The sequence below is a fragment of the Ruegeria sp. YTSC325 genome (assembly GCF_059609525.1).
In genome coordinates this window covers 1-17,208 of record NZ_JBXWLY010000016.1, presented here as the reverse complement: position 1 = coordinate 17,208, position 17,208 = coordinate 1, and the positions used below count along the sequence as shown (strand labels likewise).

At 55.0% G+C, this 17,208-nt stretch carries 14 protein-coding genes; 7 read left to right on the top strand and 7 right to left on the bottom strand.

All coding sequences use genetic code 11. The features are described from left to right. The first annotated feature begins 10 nt into the window (after window positions 1-10). Genes pcaC through AC2FF7_RS18665 form a run of 5 tightly spaced genes read left to right on the top strand, consistent with a single transcriptional unit; the run spans window position 11 to window position 3,648 of the window. A complete protein-coding gene (pcaC, locus tag AC2FF7_RS18685; protein WP_480868492.1) occupies window positions 11-391 on the top strand; it encodes a 4-carboxymuconolactone decarboxylase in 381 nt (126 codons plus the stop codon). Further along, window positions 388-1,104, top strand: a complete 717-nt coding sequence (pcaH, locus tag AC2FF7_RS18680) for a protocatechuate 3,4-dioxygenase subunit beta (RefSeq protein ID WP_480868494.1) — start codon at window positions 388-390, stop codon at window positions 1,102-1,104. The genes pcaC and pcaH overlap by 4 nt, the downstream gene beginning before the upstream one ends. Window positions 1,105-1,106: 2 nt before the next feature. Continuing rightward, window positions 1,107-1,706 (top strand): protocatechuate 3,4-dioxygenase subunit alpha, encoded by a 600-nt coding sequence (gene pcaG / locus AC2FF7_RS18675; RefSeq protein ID WP_480868496.1) that lies wholly within the window; start codon window positions 1,107-1,109, stop codon window positions 1,704-1,706. After that, complete coding sequence (locus AC2FF7_RS18670) at window positions 1,699-2,550, top strand: 3-oxoadipate:acetyl-CoA acetyltransferase (RefSeq protein WP_496906131.1); 852 nt, start codon at window positions 1,699-1,701, stop codon at window positions 2,548-2,550. The genes pcaG and AC2FF7_RS18670 overlap by 8 nt, the downstream gene beginning before the upstream one ends. A 36-nt stretch (window positions 2,551-2,586) precedes the next feature. Further along, on the top strand, window positions 2,587-3,648 hold the full coding sequence (locus AC2FF7_RS18665) for a 3-carboxy-cis,cis-muconate cycloisomerase (protein ID WP_480868498.1): 1,062 nt from the start codon (window positions 2,587-2,589) through the stop codon (window positions 3,646-3,648). A 193-nt stretch (window positions 3,649-3,841) separates the two neighbouring features. Here AC2FF7_RS18665 and AC2FF7_RS18660 read toward each other — a convergent pair whose 3' ends face one another. From AC2FF7_RS18660 to AC2FF7_RS18630, 7 genes are all read right to left on the bottom strand, one after another. After that, window positions 3,842-4,897: an ABC transporter ATP-binding protein gene (locus tag AC2FF7_RS18660; RefSeq protein ID WP_480868500.1), complete on the bottom strand. Its 1,056-nt coding sequence runs from the start codon at window positions 4,895-4,897 to the stop codon at window positions 3,842-3,844. Next, the gene (locus tag AC2FF7_RS18655; RefSeq protein ID WP_480868502.1) at window positions 4,897-6,144 is read right to left on the bottom strand and encodes an MGH1-like glycoside hydrolase domain-containing protein; all 1,248 of its coding nucleotides are present in this window, start codon (window positions 6,142-6,144) and stop codon (window positions 4,897-4,899) included. The genes AC2FF7_RS18660 and AC2FF7_RS18655 overlap by 1 nt, the downstream gene beginning before the upstream one ends. Window positions 6,145-6,149: 5 nt before the next feature. Beyond that, window positions 6,150-7,358, bottom strand: coding sequence for a carbohydrate ABC transporter permease (locus AC2FF7_RS18650; RefSeq protein WP_480868505.1), 1,209 nt, complete (start codon window positions 7,356-7,358; stop codon window positions 6,150-6,152). Next, window positions 7,358-8,590 carry a carbohydrate ABC transporter permease gene (locus AC2FF7_RS18645; protein WP_496906130.1) on the bottom strand — a complete coding sequence of 411 codons (1,233 nt, stop codon included), beginning with the start codon at window positions 8,588-8,590 and terminating at the stop codon, window positions 7,358-7,360. Before AC2FF7_RS18645 ends, AC2FF7_RS18650 begins: the two co-directional genes overlap by 1 nt. A gap of 65 nt (window positions 8,591-8,655) precedes the next feature. Beyond that, window positions 8,656-10,011 carry an ABC transporter substrate-binding protein gene (locus AC2FF7_RS18640; RefSeq protein ID WP_480868507.1) on the bottom strand — a complete coding sequence of 452 codons (1,356 nt, stop codon included), beginning with the start codon at window positions 10,009-10,011 and terminating at the stop codon, window positions 8,656-8,658. After that, entirely contained in the window at window positions 10,008-11,162 is a 1,155-nt protein-coding gene (locus AC2FF7_RS18635; RefSeq protein WP_480868509.1) for a LacI family DNA-binding transcriptional regulator, read from the bottom strand. The genes AC2FF7_RS18640 and AC2FF7_RS18635 overlap by 4 nt, the downstream gene beginning before the upstream one ends. Before the next feature lie 1,068 nt (window positions 11,163-12,230). After that, entirely contained in the window at window positions 12,231-13,508 is a 1,278-nt protein-coding gene (locus AC2FF7_RS18630; protein WP_496906129.1) for a replication initiation protein, read from the bottom strand. Window positions 13,509-14,088: 580 nt separating this feature from the next. On the opposite strand from AC2FF7_RS18630, the gene AC2FF7_RS18625 reads away from it, so the two are divergent. After that, window positions 14,089-15,474, top strand: a complete 1,386-nt coding sequence (locus AC2FF7_RS18625; protein ID WP_170754356.1) for an AAA family ATPase — start codon at window positions 14,089-14,091, stop codon at window positions 15,472-15,474. Between the two features lie 229 nt (window positions 15,475-15,703). Further along, window positions 15,704-16,534 carry a ParB/RepB/Spo0J family partition protein gene (locus tag AC2FF7_RS18620; RefSeq protein ID WP_480868513.1) on the top strand — a complete coding sequence of 277 codons (831 nt, stop codon included), beginning with the start codon at window positions 15,704-15,706 and terminating at the stop codon, window positions 16,532-16,534. The last annotated feature ends 674 nt before the right edge of the window (window positions 16,535-17,208 follow it).

Here is a 17,208-nt window from a genome sequence, read left to right as displayed (position 1 = left end):
GGGGACTGTGATGGATCGCCATGCAACCGGCATATCCGTGCGCCGCAAAGTTCTGGGCGACGCCCATGTGGATCGCGCCGAGGCGCGCAAAACCGCCTTTGACGCGCCGTTTCAGGACATGATCACCGAAACTGCGTGGGGCACGCTTTGGGCGGACGACACGATCACCCCGCGCGAACGATCTATGATTACGCTGGCACTCCTGGCCGCGACGCGGAACTTTGACGAGATCCCCATGCATGTGCGCGCCTGCGCCAATACCGGGGCTTCGAAAGACGATATCCTTCAGGCTTTCCTGCACGCCGCCGTCTATGCCGGCGTTCCCTGCGCCAATCGGGCCATTGCCCTTGCCAAACAAACCTTTTCCGAGATGGAGGACATGGCGGAATGACCCAGCTTTTCCCACGCGACAGGGCCTGGCATCCGCAAGCCTTGGACCCCAACTACAAGACCAGCGTGACGCGGTCTCCGAGACAGCCGCTTTTGTCTCTGGAAGGAACCACTAGCGAGCTGTCTGGCCCGACCTTTGGCCATGTTGACATCGACCCGCTGGACAATGACCTGCTGCGCAATTTCGCTACAACCGGCGATCCGGTGGGCGAGCGTATCCTGCTGCACGGAAGGGTGCTGGATGAAAACGCCCGCCCGGTGCCCAATACTCTGGTCGAGATATGGCAAGCCAATGCCGGAGGGCGGTATCGACACAAGAAAGATACCTATCTGGCCGCTATCGACCCGAATTTCGGCGGCTGTGGGCGAACGCTGACCGATGATCTGGGTTACTACCAGTTTCGCACCGTCAAACCCGGCGCTTACCCTTGGCGCAACTGGGTCAGCAGTTGGCGGCCTGCGCATATTCACGTGTCAGTCTTCGGGACCAGCTTTGCGCAGCGCCTGATCACGCAGCTTTACTTTGAAGGCGACCCGCTGATTGCCAAATGTCCGATCATCAACACTATCCCCAACCCGCGCGCGATTGACCAACTGGTGGCCGCGCTGGATATCAATGCCTCCGTCCCTTTCGATTGTCTTGCTTATAAGTTCGACATCGTGCTGCGCGGGCAGCGGTCGACTTATTTCGAAAACCGGCCCGAGGGGAACTGACCATGGTGCAAAAGCTGGACTATCTCAAGGAAACACCCTCACAGACCGCGGGGCCCTATGTGCATATCGGGCTGGCCCCCGGAGACGCCGGGTTCGATATCTACCGGCACGAGTTAGGCCGTGACATCGCGGGGCCAGACGCGTCAGGGACGAAGATCACTGTGCGCGGTGTGGTGCGCGACGGAACCGGCGCGCCGGTCAAGGATGTACTGATCGAAACATGGCAGGCGGATGCAAATGGCGTTTATCCCGATCAGGGCTCTGTTGATCCGGGCTTTCGTGGCTGGGGCCGTGTGATACCGGATTTCGAGACGGGCGAATGGGCGTTCGGCACAATCAAACCGGGCGCCGTGACAGACCAATCCGGCGCGGTGATGGCTCCGCATATTAACTTGTGGCTGGTTGCTCGTGGGATCAATCTGGGCCTCAACACCCGGCTTTATTTCCCCGATGAAATGGCGGCAAATGCGTCGGATCCGGTGCTGAACCTGATTGAGCAGCCCGTGCGCAGGCAAACTCTTATCGCGGAACAGGTTGAAGGCGGCTACCGGTTCGATATTCAATTGCAAGGCCCTTCAGAAACGGTGTTTTTCGATGTCTGATCCTGTCTCACAAACCCCCTGCATCATCTGTGTGGCGATCACCGGATCGGTGCCCACCAAGGCCGATAACCCGGCCGTTCCCATCAGCGTGCCGGAGCAGATCGAAAGCACTCATGAAGCTTTCGAGGCCGGAGCCTCTATCGCTCATTGCCATGTGCGGGACGCTGAGGGCAAACCCACCTCGGACCCCGACCTGTTCGCAGCGCTGAAGGAGGGAATCGAAACGCACTGCCCCGGCATGATTGTGCAGCTTTCAACCGGGGGGCGGTCCGGCGCGGGCAAAGCGCGCGGGGGCATGTTGCCGCTGTCCCCGGATATGGCCTCGCTTTCGGTGGGATCGAACAACTTTCCGACGCGCGTTTATGAAAACCCGCCCGATCTGGTGAACTGGTTGGCCAGTGAGATGGTAACCTACGGCGTCAAACCCGAGATCGAGGCTTTTGACCTGTCGCATATCCTGCAAGCGGCCCGGATGCACCGCGAGGGGCAATTGCCCGATACGCCCTATGTCCAATTCGTCATGGGGGTCCGCAATGCCATGCCCGTGGATCGAGATGTATTCGACTTCTACGTCAAAACCGTGCACCGCCTGTTCGGAGACGTCCCGTGGTGCGCCGCCGGGATCGGGGCTGGGCAGATCAAGCTGAACGAATGGTCCATCGCGGCGGGCGGGCATGTGCGCACGGGGCTGGAGGACAACGTGCGTCTGGATCGCGACACGCTTGCCCCGTCCAATGCAGCGCTGGTGCAGAGAGCCGTCGATTTGTGCCACGCCTACGACCGCCCAGTTGCGAGTGTAGACCAGGCGCGCGCCATTCTGGGCCTGCGCCCGGCTGCGGCCTAACGTTAGGCCGGACGACCCAAAATAAGGACGTAGACTATGACCGATCTGTTCTCGCACCCCTGGTTTTCGGGCCTGTTCGGAGATGCCGAGACACAAGAGATCTGGTCGGCGGAGCGGTCACTTACCCATATGCTGGCCTTCGAGGCCGCCTATTCGCGCGGGTTGGGTGCAATCGGAAGAATCCCCGCCGAGCAAGCGGACGCTGCTGCCGCATGGATTGAACAGGCCGTGCCCGGAATGGATACCTTGCGCGCTGGCACCATGGCGGATGGGCTGCCTGTACCGGCTCTGGTTCAGGCCCTTAGATCGGATGCAGGCCCATTGGCCCCGGCCATTCACACCGGAACAACATCCCAAGACGTGATGGACACGGCCTTGGCGTTGACCCTGCGCGAGACCAGCAACCTGCTGCAAACGCGCCTGTCGCAGCTGTCGGACATGTTGGGCGATCTGAGTGAACAGTTTAGTGAACGCAAAATCATGGGGCGCACGCGGATGCAAGCAGCCCTGCCCGTCACCGTCGGCCACCGGATCGGAACCTGGCGCAGCCCTTTACATGCCTTTCACCATAGTATCGAAGACATTCGCCCTAAGATCGAGCGCGTTCAGCTAGGCGGCCCTGTTGGCGATGGCCAGACGATTGGGACCGCGCGGCGGGATTTGGCGACCCATATTGCCAACTCTTTGGGGTTGCATGACGTGGATCATGGTTGGCAGACCGACCGCAACGGTTTGGTTGATTATGCCAATCTGTTGTCGCGGATCTCAGGCTCGCTTGGGAAAATCGGGCAGGATATTTGCCTGATGGCCCAACAGGGCGTGGACGAGATCACGCTGTCCGGCGGCGGGACATCTTCGGCCATGCCACATAAACAGAACCCCATTCTGGCCGAACTGCTGGTCACACTGGCCCGGTTTAACGCCACACAGGTGTCCGGGATGCATCACGCGTTGGTGCATGAACAGGAACGATCTGGCAGCGCTTGGGCGTTGGAATGGATGATCTTACCGATTATGGCGCAGACCACGGCTCGGTCACTCACTGCGGCGAGCACACTGTGCTCTCAGATCGTTTCTATTGGTGTCGCGCCCGCCTGACGCCGCTCTGCTTGTTGAATTGATCCCTGCACCGCTTGGATTCAACCATCAGAACTATTTGGGGGCGACCTAGCAAAGTTGCGACCGCGCCACTCCATTTTTTCGACAAGCTCATGAAACTATGCTTTGGAAGCGATGGCCTGTGCAAAACATTGGCAACGACCAGACTAAACCTTGAAAGGTTATCCCCCTTTTAATTTGCGCTGATCGCCTGCCCTGACGCATCGAAGAACTGCAGTTTCTCAGGCGCGAAAAGAAGGCCAACCTGCATTCCGGCCTTTATCTGCGTATCCCCGCCAAGGCGAACAGTCACCTTCTCGTCAAATCCGCAGTCGACGATAACAAACATGTCGGCCCCAAGGTATTCGACAACCTCGACCACGCCATCACTATTCCCCGCACCAGATTCAACAACGCTGATATGTTCAGGACGGATACCCAACCGGGTCGCGTCACCTGTTCTGTCAAATGGGCCAATCCCGCCGTTTTCCAGACGAAACCGGTCCCCCGCCACAGAGCAAGGCAAAACGTTCATCTTTGGGCTGCCAATGAACTGCGCGACAAAAAGGTTGGCGGGGCGTTCGTACAACTCGCGCGGAGTGCCCACCTGCGCGATCTTGCCGAATTCCAGCACCACGATGCGATCCGCCAGAGTCATCGCTTCGACCTGATCATGGGTTACATAGATCATGGTTCGGTTCAGACTTTGGTGCAGTTTCGCGATCTCATAGCGCATTTCGACCCGCAGAGCGGCATCAAGGTTGGACAAGGGCTCGTCGAACAGGAACGCAGTGGGGTCGCGCACGATCGACCGGCCGATCGCGACACGCTGTCGTTGGCCGCCGGAAAGATCCTTGGGGCGGCGCTCCAGATAAGGATCCAATTTGAGAACCTCGGCAGCCTTTCCCACACGTTCAGCTATTTCAGGTTTCGACACGCCCGCAACTTTCAACGAAAAACCCATGTTTTCGGCCACGGTAAGATGAGGGTATAGCGCATAGGACTGAAACACCATCGTCAGCCCCCTCTTGGAGGGCGGATGGTCGGTTACGTCATCGCCATTGATCAGAAGCGATCCGCGCGAGATATCCTCGAGCCCACCGATCATCCGCAACAATGTGGACTTGCCGCAACCAGACGGCCCCACGAAAACGACAAACTCACCGTTTTGTATTTCCAGGTCGATGCCCTTGATCACCTGAACTTCGCCGAACCATTTCTCGACGGCTTTAAGCTGGATACTCCCCATCAGTTCTTCCCCGCCCAATGCAGCCAAACCGCAGCCGTCCAAGTGAAAGAATTGCCTCCTGCCGGACCTCCGGTAAGAGGGTCGAAATACTCGGCAAATCCGTGGCCCGCGATAAGCCGGGCTGTTTTCAGACGCAAGGCTTCGGCTTCAACCCCATGGCCCATCTCGGCCAGTCCGAAACCTGTCAGCATGTTCATGAATGCCCATGTCGGGCCGCGCCAGTAGCGGCGTTCGTCAAACTTGGGCATTTGCGGGTCATAGCTTGGAATGGGGTGTGGGACAGTAGTCAGAACCGTCTTGACCCGCTCAAGCATCCGGTCAGAGTCAATGCCCGCATACCAACACAAGTAGCTGGCGTTCGAGACGCTGTCCGCCCATTCACCGGTATGCGCATCGCGCGAGTCAAACGCACCAAGCGCGTCATTCCAAAGCGAACGTGCTCCGGTTTCCAGTATGTCCACATCCTCACTGAGCCCTTCCGCTTCTAGCCCCAGATCGTTGCTGATAGCCAACAGATCGCGGGCGGCGCGCAAGGTTGTGAAACTCATGGTTGGATCGGCCACACGGAATGGATTCAATGCCAGCAGTTTCTCCTGATCCCAGCCGACCTCGCGCCCGATGTTCACCAGTTTAATGTAACGGTCGTAATCGTATTTCGTCGGTCGGTCCGCGCTGTTCACGTGGCTGGTGTCACGGCGCTGATATTCACCCACATCCGAGGCATCAATCGCCGCCATCGTATTGTCCCAATCAGGCGCGTTGTCCCGCCCGGCCTCCCACGGATGCGTCGTGCAAACTGCACCGTGATCGTCCAGCCGCCATGCCATGATCCAGCGATGCCAGGCCAGCATTTTGGGAAATAGCGCGCGCATCCTCTCTGCCCCAATGGCCTGGTCTATGTCCAAAATCCGCCGGGCCATTGTGGCGGCCAGTGGTGGTTGGATTATGCCCGAAGACGGGATAGGCCCGGTGCCGCCCCAAACATCCGGTCCTGGAAAGTAACCCGGATCGGGCTTGTGAAACAGGATATGCGGAACCATGCCATCCGCCCATTGGCCCGAGAACAGCGTTTCAAGTTCGGTCCAGGCGCGCGTGATGTCGAACTCGGCAAAACCCAGCGCGGCAATCGCGCTGTCCCAGTTCCACTGATAGGGGTAAAGGCCGCTGGTGGGGATGGTATAGCCACCGCGATCATTGGCGATCAGAATGTTGCGGGCCGATTCACTTGGGGTCGTATAGTAGTTCATGTCAGTCATCCTTTGACCGAGCCTGCCGTCAGGCCCTTGGTCATGAAACGTTCAAGCCCCAGAAACAGGGCCATGATCGGAACGGTGGCAATCACCGCACCGGCCATCAGGTGTTGGCGTGGAATCTCCGAGGAGTTCAGCATCGTGACACCTCGGGTCAGGGTGAATTTCGACGGGTCATCCAGCAGCATGAAGGCCAGCAGGAACTCGTTCCAGGCGATCATGAAGACGTAAAGCGAGACCGAAGCCAGTGCCGGCAGGCTAAGCGGCAAGGTGATCTTCCAGATCACTGCCAGCCGCGACAGGCCGTCCATCAGACCCGCCTCTTCGACTTCGGTCGGCAGGCCGCGGAAGTAGCCTTGCAGCATGTATAGGGCGACCGGAATCGTCGTGACCGGGTAGATCATAACGATGCCCAGGATCGAGTTGCGCAGCCCGGTCAGCGAGAACGCGATGTAGATCGGCAGCGCCAACACGATCATCGGCACCATGTAGATCAGCAGGATTGAGCGCGAGAAGGCCTTTTGGCCTTTGAACCGGAACCGCGCCACTGCGTAGGCACCGGGTACGCTGAAGGCCAGCGTGATGAACACCGTCAGGACCGAGACATAGAAGGATGTCCACAGGTAGGTGCCGAAATTGAAGTCGCGGAACAGCTCGGTATAGCTGCGGAACAACGCACTGCCCTGCGACAGGTCGACCGAGAAATCCAAAGGGTTCTGCAATAGCGCCTGTTGCGATTTCAGGCTGGTCATGACCATGACGTAGAAAGGGATCACAACAATGGCGGTGAAAAAGATATAGCCAAAGCCGGTGCAGAACCGGATCACGGCATCCTCGAACTCGTGCCGTGTGAGTTCCCCAAACGGCGTGTCCCGCAATATCGCGGTAAGCGACAGGTGCGTCACGGCAGCCATGGCAAAAACGGTCACCAACAACGCCTGCAGGGACGTTTGAGAGCCGATCAGAACGGGACCAAAGCGCGTCAGGGCCGACAGTCCTAGCATGATCGACAGACCAAGCCGCGCCATAGCGTGTCGTTCGGGGTAACGCACATAGATCAACCCGGCTACAGCGCCCCAAACAAGGCAGAGCAAAACCTGCGGTCGAAACGCCGCCCCTGTCGAGAAGGACATGGTAATGGCGACGGTGGTCGCAATCACAACCAGCCAGAGCGCGCCCAAGGCTGGACCAGTCAAATAGCCTTTGCGCATCACAGGCCCTCCTCTCGGCTGATGAAACGGAAGAAGACAAAGCTGAAGGCGATCAGGCACATCAGGATCACCACGGCCACCGCCGCCCCTGCCCCGATATTGGAAATCGCAAAGGCCTGTTCATAGACGTTCACGGTCAGCGTACGGGTCCCCGCGTTGCCGCCGGTCAGCAGGAAAATGTCGTCGAACTTGTTGAACGTCCAGATAAAGCGCAGCAGGAACAGCACGGACAGGATGCCCAGCAGTTGCGGGATGCTCAGCAGCCAAAACTTCTGAAACGGTGACGCCCCATCCATATCTGCCGCTTCATACATGCTAGAGTCGATGGATTGCATTCGCGCCAAAATGAACAGGAAGGACAGCGGAAAATAGCGCCAGATCTCGAACACTGTCACCATGATCAGGGCCAGAGGACGTTCGCCGAAGAAATTGATAGGCTCACTGCTCAGTCCCATTTGCACAAGCAGCGCATTGGCAGAGCCTGAGAACGGATCAAACAGCGTAACCCAAGTAAAGGCCACGGCAATGACCGGGGCCACGTAGGGGAACAGGTAAAGACCCCGTATGATCCCCTGCCCTTTGAAACTTTTGTTCAGCAACAGGGCTGCGAACAATCCCATCACCAGCGCCCCGATCGTGCCGAACACCGTGTAGAACAGCGTGACCCACAAAACGCCCCAGAACTCATCCCCGTCAAAAACGCGGGCGAAGTTTTTGAGGCTGAACTCGAAATTGGTCAGAACGCTTGGGCCACTTCCAGTTATGCTGGGTTCGGACCCTTCGATCAGATCTTCGAAAGTATCCGGGTCACCTTCCAGCGTGACCGGAATGCGAACACGTTCGCGATAGCCACCTTCGAGAGTGCCGAAATCACAGAACAAATCCTGCCCGTCCAGCACGCAAGGGGCCAAGACCTCGCCCGCGGTCACGCCATCCGGCAAAACGTCGGTTAAGGTGACACCGGTGACAGCAATATCCTGACTGGAGTTTCGCACGCGGTATTCAATCCGCAAATCATCACCTGATCCGCGCAAGCTCTCGCGCACAACGGGTGCGGGCGGCCGCAGATCGGACAAGGTGAACGGCTTGAAACTGATCCAGAAGATCGCCAGCAAAGGCAGGATCACGACAAGCGATACGCTGATTACGGTCGGGGAAAGCAACGCCCAGGCCAGACGCGCCTCGCGTCTGGCTAGCGCCCCGGTTCCGGTCGGTGGGGTGGCCGAAGACATAAGGGACCTCAGAGGTTTAGGTGTAGCGGCGCGCACGCCGCTACAATTGCCGGTCAAGCAGGAGTTTACTGGACCTTGGCAAGCTCATCATTCATCGCGGCCACGGCAGCCGCGGCGTCGATTTCATCATCGATATACTGGCGCACAACCCGGTTGATGGCCTGACTGTTGATCATCTTGGAGGCCAGCGAGAGCTGCCCTTCGGCCACTCCCCAACGCTGCGCCACATCCAATCCGCCGACAATCTCATCTATCATCGCCTGATCATAAAGATCACCCAGCGGCGCCTTGCGGTCGACGCCTACAGGCAATTCTGCCCAGGCTTCGGCAAAAGCGGTCGGGTTTTCGGCGTTACCGCGACGAACCGGGAACTTACCCTCGGGCGCGATTGACAAGGTTTGGGTGTACCCGTCATCCATAGCGAATTTCACAAACTCCATCGCCGCGTCCGTGTCGGCGTCATTGGTGATCCCAAAATACCGAACATCGCCCCAAGCTGCCCCATCCGGGTTGGAGGGGCCTGAGAAATTGGTGACAATCCCTGTTTTCGACGCCAAATCGCGCGAGGTCGGATCATCGTTGATTGTTGGCGGCGCGCTGTCGCGCAGACCGGCCAACTCGTCCAGAATGAAGGGCGACCAGATGATCATCGCGGCTTTGCCATCAAAATACAGCTCGCGCGATTGCTTCCAGAACAACTCACCCGGAGGCGACGCTTTTGAAATCGCCTTGTAGAAGTCCAAGACCTCGGTTGTCTTCGCTTCGTCCAGAGGCTGGAACCCATCCGGGCCGACCGGGCTGACGCCATTGGCAAGAAACACGTGCTCCAGCACCTGGCTCATGAAGTTCTCGTCCACCTTGGTTGCGGCAACAAATCCATACATCTCGGGCGGGTTGTGCAGCTTGTCCAGCGCGGCCAAGACATTTGCATAGGAACTGGGCGCCTCAAGTCCGGCCTCGTCAAACAAGTCCTTGCGATAGACAATCATCTGCGTCCAGCCATCCACCGGCACCGACGCGGTTTCGCCATTGAACGCAGCCATCGCCAAAGCACCCGGAGCGAATGTGCCAGCACCCAGTTCTTCGATCACCTCGGTCGCGGCTTCGGTGTCCAGAATACCAGCCTCGGCCCAAGGCAGAGCGTATTGCAAAGTGTGATAGACCACGTCCGGCAGGTCCCCAGCGGCAAATGCGGCAGTAGCGCGCGTTCCCAGATCGCTTTCGGTGACCGGGATTACCTCGACTGTGGTGCCGGTTTCGACTTTGAACTGATCGGCCATCTCTTGTTGCTTGGCCAAACGCTCGGGCTGTTCCTCTGTGGTCCAGAACCGGATCGTGTCCGCTTGCGCCGACAACGCGGTCAACGCAAAGGCGAGCGACGTTCCAAGCAACAGCCGGGACGCTTTGGATTTCAGTCTCATGTTAGATCTCCCCGTTTTTGGTTTGTTAGATATTGTCGTTTCTGCGCCAGTTCTTCTGGCGTCAGTCTTGGCGGGCCGTCCGAACCACCCGTAACAAGGGTGGCATCAACCAGTTCTTGTAATGTCGAGGGGTCAGCCCCTTGGATTTGCTGGATCAACAAGGTTGCCAACCGTTGCCCTGCCTTGCGCGAATCCACCGAGAAGGTTGTCAGCGCCGGGCGGGCGTATTGGCATTCCGGTACGCCGTCATAGCCAATCACCGAAATATCGCGCCCAATTTCGAAACCCTGATCCTGCGCATCCGCGCAGAACCCCAGAGCTGCCAGATCGGTCGCAAACACAATCGCTGTCGGAGGACATTCCAGCGCCATCAGCGCCCGCCCCTGCGACGCACCGTCTTCGCGCGTGCGTGCGCCCTCACGGATTAAATCCGTGTCCAAAGGCAGGCCAGCAGCCTGCATACCCTCGGCATAGCCGTCACGGCGCAGATGTGCGTAGTTGAACTTGGGGTCGCTTCCAACAAAGCCGATACGCGAATGCCCAAATTCGTTCAGCCGCAAAACGGCGTTGCGCATTGCACTTTCCCCCGCAATGTCGAACCACGAGGTTTCGCCCCACTTGTTCGGCTGCCCATAGCCCGTGCGCCCATAAAGGATATGCGGAACGTCGAGGCTACGCAGCAAACCGATGCGCGCATCCTTCACTGCTGTTCGCGGTAGAATGAATCCGTCTGCCTTGCGCTCCTGGTAAAGTCGGCTGAGCACTTTCAGCGTGTCTTTCTCGGATGTGGCCGTAGAGATGGTCATGGTCCAGTCGAGACTGCTCGCCGCTTGGCAGGCTCCGGCCAGAAAGTCCTGCAAGAAGGGATTGTGCTGATCCGGCTCTTCGCTGTTCAGCACCATCGCAATAGCCCGAACCTGCCCGGTTCGGATCGCCTGCGCGTGACTGAGCGGTCGATACCCCAAGGCCCGCGCGGCCTTTTCAACCCGCGCACGCGTAACCGGAGAAATATCGGAATACCCGTTGAGCGCCCGCGAAACCGTGCTCTTGGACAAGCCGAGGTGTGCGGCCAACTCGTCCAGCTTAACTCGGCCGGACACAGTCATCTGGCTGGAATGGTTGGTTAGTGGATATGAAAGATTCGTAGTCATTAAGGGTATTTCAATGTTCCGAAACCGGTTTCGGCAACAAAAAAGTTAAAAAAAGTGCAAACTGTCTATTTTTTGGAAGTTTTGAGGATTGTCTTGGCAATTCTTGCAGCGCACGAGAGACCAGTAAACTTATAGGCATTCACATCCACTAAGGAACCATCAAAAGTAGTGCGTTTGTTAGCGCTAGAACCAATGCGGCCTTTGAAAACTTGAGGCCACACTAATTCTCTGCGCAGTTCAGGCATTTTTCAAACGCGCGAACCAGTTGGTAGTGCCACTATCAAGCATGTTTTAGAAAGTGGGACACTTTACAAATATCCAGTAGCTTCGCGCTTGCTTTGTTAAAGTATCTTCTTTGAAGCTACCCGACGGAAATGCCTACCTTCACGGCAAGATCCGAAATACCCAGTAGGACTTCGATAAGTATCACCAGAATCTGTTACATACTTTTGGCTATTGACGGCGTCAGATACCGCGGATGAATGACTTTCGGTAAAACCAGCCGAAGGCCAGTTCTTGGATTTCTTCAAAGGTACGCAGAATCCAAAAGGGCGTGATCCTTTTTGCGGTAGTTTTCTATATCCGGTACGGAATTTCTTGCCAGGATCTGGAAGAAGTCATGGCCTGCTGCGGTATCTCAGTTGTCCACAACACTGCAAACTGATTGGTTGCTCGGTACTTTGGCGAATTCGCCAGGACAGTTCCGTGACTCAAAGCTTGGCAACAAAACCAGCGAAAACGGGTTTGTTTTGGAGTCATAGGGCTCTTTTAAACCAGCAAGTCAGTAATAGTCGCTTCGCGCTATGCGCTCATTATCCTACCTTTTTGCGTATTACCTTTCAACACACCAAACGAAAAGTTTTCGTCGCGCATCCCAATTCTTCCCAGTAAGCTACAATTGGCATTTTGATCAGCCAACGTTGTGCAATTACATATATTCTCAAAGGTAGGAGAAACTTCCTTGCTAAGGATATGCGGGTGATGAACAAATTGTGGCTCTAATGCCGTGCGAGCGTCGAATGGCTCAATATAGTACTGCAAAACACTATTGAGATACCAAAGATCCTATTACGCATCTTTCGAAACCAGCATGAACGCTTCAGGCTCAAGATCTTCCCAAAACTCAAAAATCTTAGAGGCATTCAACCCGGACCGCCAACCATGTGTCCGGAAGTGCTCTCGATCAAGTTCATTTTCCAACCCTGCCATGAACAGACGCTTATCAGCATCTCTTTGCGTAGGGTTTCGCCGCGAAACCAACTTCTCAACAATAGCGAACATACGTGAACGTTCCGAACGCTCGGCAGCTCTTTTTGCGTATGCCTGATCCTCCTCATACTTTTCCAGGCGCCGCAGCCGAGCAGCCTCTTTGGCTTCGGGCGAAGGTTCAACGTCGTTCTCAGGTGAGTTTGATTGGTAATCGTCCCGTAGAGCCGCTGAAAGATACCCCAACGCAGATTTCACACTCCCCTGCCCGCTTACATATTCGAGTTTCTGCTGTACGTAGTCTTCACCGTGCTCCGCGATCCACTGACGAGCTAACCGGTCAGACACGCCTTGCTTTAGCAACTTCTTATAAACCGGCAAATTTCGAACCCCATCACTGTCGTCAATTTGGAACATTGCCTTTTGGGGGTTACTTTTAATCCTGAACCTAATATCGGTGACTGTACGACCTTTCTTTTGAAAATCCGCCTCAACCAGAATATCCGAGCTCTTGTTTACCTCTGCCACAGCCGGCTTGATAATCTTTGCGTTCAGATGCTTGAAACTACTGTAGTAGTCGCTTCCATCAACGCCCATCAACTTCCTAAAAACATCCAACGACCACCACCCAGTCGAACCGGTTCTGACAAACCTGTAACAGTTTTCATAAAGCGCCAGTCCATGACCAGAACTGAAGTTCTTCTGAATTTGCACGTTAATCAAAGCGTAAATCTTGGGGTCGTAGAGTTTTTGAGCCAGGGCTGGTGAATAGGCATATTCACAGACACCGCCCTTCAGCTTTGCAAAACTTAAAAGAGACGAAACTCCCCACTCTTGACGGCCCTTTTCATCAAGCATGTCCCACTCGGCTACAGTTTCAGCCAAAGCTCGAAGGCTTGATCGCAATGTATCAAAATCGTTTGAGTTGTACCCAACCATCATCGCTAGTGTTCGCGCATCAATTGTATGGGTTGTCGCAGACGTCAATGCATCATAGGCGTTGAGCAAAAGTACATTCGACAACTTACGCTGCAATAGCGTCAACTTACCGCTGATGTGTATAGCAGCGACGTTCTTTTTGACTGCTTCACGGCGCAACGCACCCGAGAGACGGTCGAGGTTCAATTTCGTTTCTGGCATGATTCTGCCTGACTGCTCTTTATTGTGACATTTGACACGAAAGGTACCTCCGGAGCAAACAGTTTTGGGTGCCTAAATACGGGATGACCCTTATCCTGCAGACGGGTACCCAAAGACTTTCCATCCGAACTTATCCACAGAAACCTCTGTATATTGACCACACCTCCGTAACCACGAGCCAGCGCCGATACATTTTTTGCTTTTCTCAGAGCCTAAAAGGCGGGTTTCCGCACATCCTGCGAATCGGGCCCTTTCCCACCGAATTCTGTTACCAATCGACCCGCATACGGGTACCTTTGATACCGAAGAATGGTCCCTTAACACCTGTAACCAGGTACCCAAAACGCTATATACTGTTGTTTTTAAGCGTTTTTCTAATGGCAAAGACTCTAAATATCTAAAAATAAATAAACGATTTGTTGCGTTGTTCTATTCATTTTTTTATTCAGAACACACCTCCAAGGCGCTCTATCCATGTTTTTTGTGGAAAACCCCGACTCACAGGATAGCGCCTACGTAAAATGTTCGTTAAGTTCGGCGATATACGCTCTAATAGCGAACATACTGTGAGGCACACACAATGAGCAAACCGACGCAACCTCCCCTGCCCCCCTACTTTAACCTAGATCCAGAGCAAGCGGCAGGGAAACTTCCAGACCCTATTGGAACCACGCGGTTTGCCAAGGCGGCAACCTTTTGTGCTAAAGGGAGGGAAGACCTGGCACTAAGAGGTTACGCTCCAGACGGAGAAAAACGCCTTCGCCGTTTTTCTATTTGGGAAATAACAAAGTACCTAATTCCGGTAGCTCCTGCGCATTTAAGACGCGTATTGAAGGCCAATCCGGAACTTCCGCAAGGAGAAGGTGAGGCCGGCTCCAAATGGTTTACTCTTGAAGAAGTTATAAGTCTCAGAAAACACTTTGCGGCAGGCGGAGTTAGTACGAAAGAATACCTGCCTTATCGTCCGGAAGGATTGCCTGCGAAAGTTGTGGCTGTCGCAAATTTCAAAGGAGGCGTTGGTAAAACGTCTACCGCCGCGCATTTGGCAATGTCCGCTGCCTTAGACGGCTACAAGGTGCTGGTTGTTGACTTGGACAGTCAAGGATCCATGACCTCTATCTTGGGCGGACGCGTAGCAGATGAGTGGCAAACAGTTTTCCCTTTGATAGCAAAAGATTACGCGCGTGCGGTACAGGAAGAGAACCGTGTGCGAAGCGCTGCAGGACAGCCAGAAATAGCCTTGGATGAAACTCTAGAAGAGGCGATGAAAACCTCCCCAAAAGACGTAATTCAAAAAACACATTGGCCAAACATTGACCTTATCGGAGCGCAGTTGAACCTCTACTGGGCCGAGTTTCAGATACCTGTGTGGCGAATGGGACTTCGGAGTTGGCCGTTGTGGGATGGGTTGACAAATTTCTTAGAGGATGAGGGGGTTCTGAATGACTACGATATTGTCTTTCTCGATACCCCTCCTGCACTTGGGTACCTTACAATCAACGCTCTTGCAGCCGCTGACATTCTTTTGGTGCCGTTGGGGGCCTCGTTCCTTGAATTTGATTCAACGGGCAGATTCTTCGATATGCTCTACACGACTTTCGCCAGTATAGAGGACGGAGAGAATGCAGCCTTGAGGGCCGCAGGCCTACCGGAACTGAAATTTGAGTGGGACGTTGTTCGGGCCATCATAACCAGGTTTGACGCCAGCCAGCAAACAGACATGGCGAATGTCATCCAAGCTTATTTTGGTGACTTTATGAATGCTTACCGGCAGGATTTTACTGCGCTTGTCGGGCAGGCGGGCGAGCAAGTTAACGGCATCTATGAAGCGGATTACAGAGACTTCAACCGGGAAACCTACGTCAGAGGGCGGGAAACGTTTGATCGCACATACGCAGAATTCAAAGAAGTCCTGATCGGTTGCTGGTGGCGCGACGCAAATATGGGAGGTGAGAGCAATGGCTAAACGCAGAAGACTTTCGGTGCCGGACACTAAGGAGCTCAAGGAGATCGAGGAAGGTTTCGCCGCGAAACCATCGTTGAACCCATTTGAGGGTTCGGGTGTCACGCCCCCAATAGCGCAAGTTGCTGCAGAAGCTGCCATGCTAAACGGTATGACGTCCGTCACTGATCGGGCTGCTTTGGCGAAAGATCAAGGTGACGCGTCCAAATGGCGCGCAGCTCAGGACGCCGGATTGGTCGCTGAAGAGCTGCCTATCGAAGCGATTGATCCTGACTTCATTCGTCGCGACCGTATGGCCGAGGACGAAGAGGCGATGGCCGAGTTGCTAGAATCGCTACGGGAAAACGGATTGAGAACGCCAATTGAGGTGACGCAAAGCGGCGAAGGCTATGGGCTGATTTCCGGCTTTCGACGACTGGTGGCCTTCCGTCGTCTATCTCAAACGGAGTCGCGGTTTGCCAAAATCCCGGCATTTGTGCGCCAGGCTGGAACGGGGCAGGGAGCCTACGTTTCGATGGTCGAAGAGAATGAACTGAGAGCGAATCTTAGCCCATACGAACGAGGTCGCATTGCCGTGTTGGCTGCGGGGCAGGGGGTTTTTTCTTCGACCGAGGAGGCGGTGGATGTTTTGTTTGCAGCAGCTTCTAAAGCCAAGCGCTCGAAAGTCAGAAGTTTTGCCCTCGTGCACGAAGCATTGGGGGACGTTTTGCGATACCCTATTGATTTGACAGAGAAAATAGGATTGTCCCTTGCGGCTGCATTGCGTTCGGGCGCTCAGACGGAGCTCCGGAATGCCTTGGTCGCTTCTGAGCCGAGTGATGCGAAGTCAGAATGGGCTGTTCTAAACGCAGCACTAAAATCATTGAACCAACCCGGCAAAATCAAGTCGCGGGGAGGTAGGCCTCAGCAAGTGCAAAAACTGACTTCTGTCGCGTTGTCCGGTGGAGGCAACGTGGTCGGCGAATTGTCGGCCAATGAAGTGCGTATCCGCATTCAGATTGAAAACGTTTCAGTCGAGGAAGCTCAGGCGTTGCTTGAAAAGATTGCTAGCAGTCTGGCCTAGGTCACGTTCCATTCTGTAAGCCTTGGGTTCGAAGGTTGGCTGTGCTCTGTCTTCGTTGAGAGAGAACAGAGCGCAGCTACTTCAACTGGCATGAAATGATCAGGTTTTAGCTGCACCGAAAAGCTGGGTGTGAAGTGTCAACGTTTAAGTGGCGAAGAGATTTGCAGGTACGCTGGCCGTCTTCCGAGAAAAAAAGTTTTCGAATAGCCATTCCGGAAATACCAAACCTGGAAGCTAAATGGTCCTGCGGTTTGATCGGAGTTGCTCGGAAGTCTACGATCGATGCCTGAGTCACAAGCAAGAGCCGTACTACGGATTATGAAGTGTACCTGCCGAGGTGAAAAGCAGGGCTATTGATTACTGCGCGCATTTCAGAAGACAGAAAAAGTTAACAAGACAAGGTTGCTAGTTGTGGTGAGCCAAAAGACAGCTAGGGTTAAAGAGCCTAACATCACCATACACCTGTAACACGGCTTCAAAGCAGTGCTCAAAAGCTGTAAAAAATGGGCAGTAAAGGCAATGCTCTGTTAAAAAAATGTGTCGTAAACTTCTTTGAGGACCAACGTCGGCGACATGATTTGCAACAAATCTCCAGAAACGGTGTTGTCACGTTAACCGTCGTTCGGTTGCTCATGCTTGGATTTGGACATAGGTGACATCGATGAATTCATCGT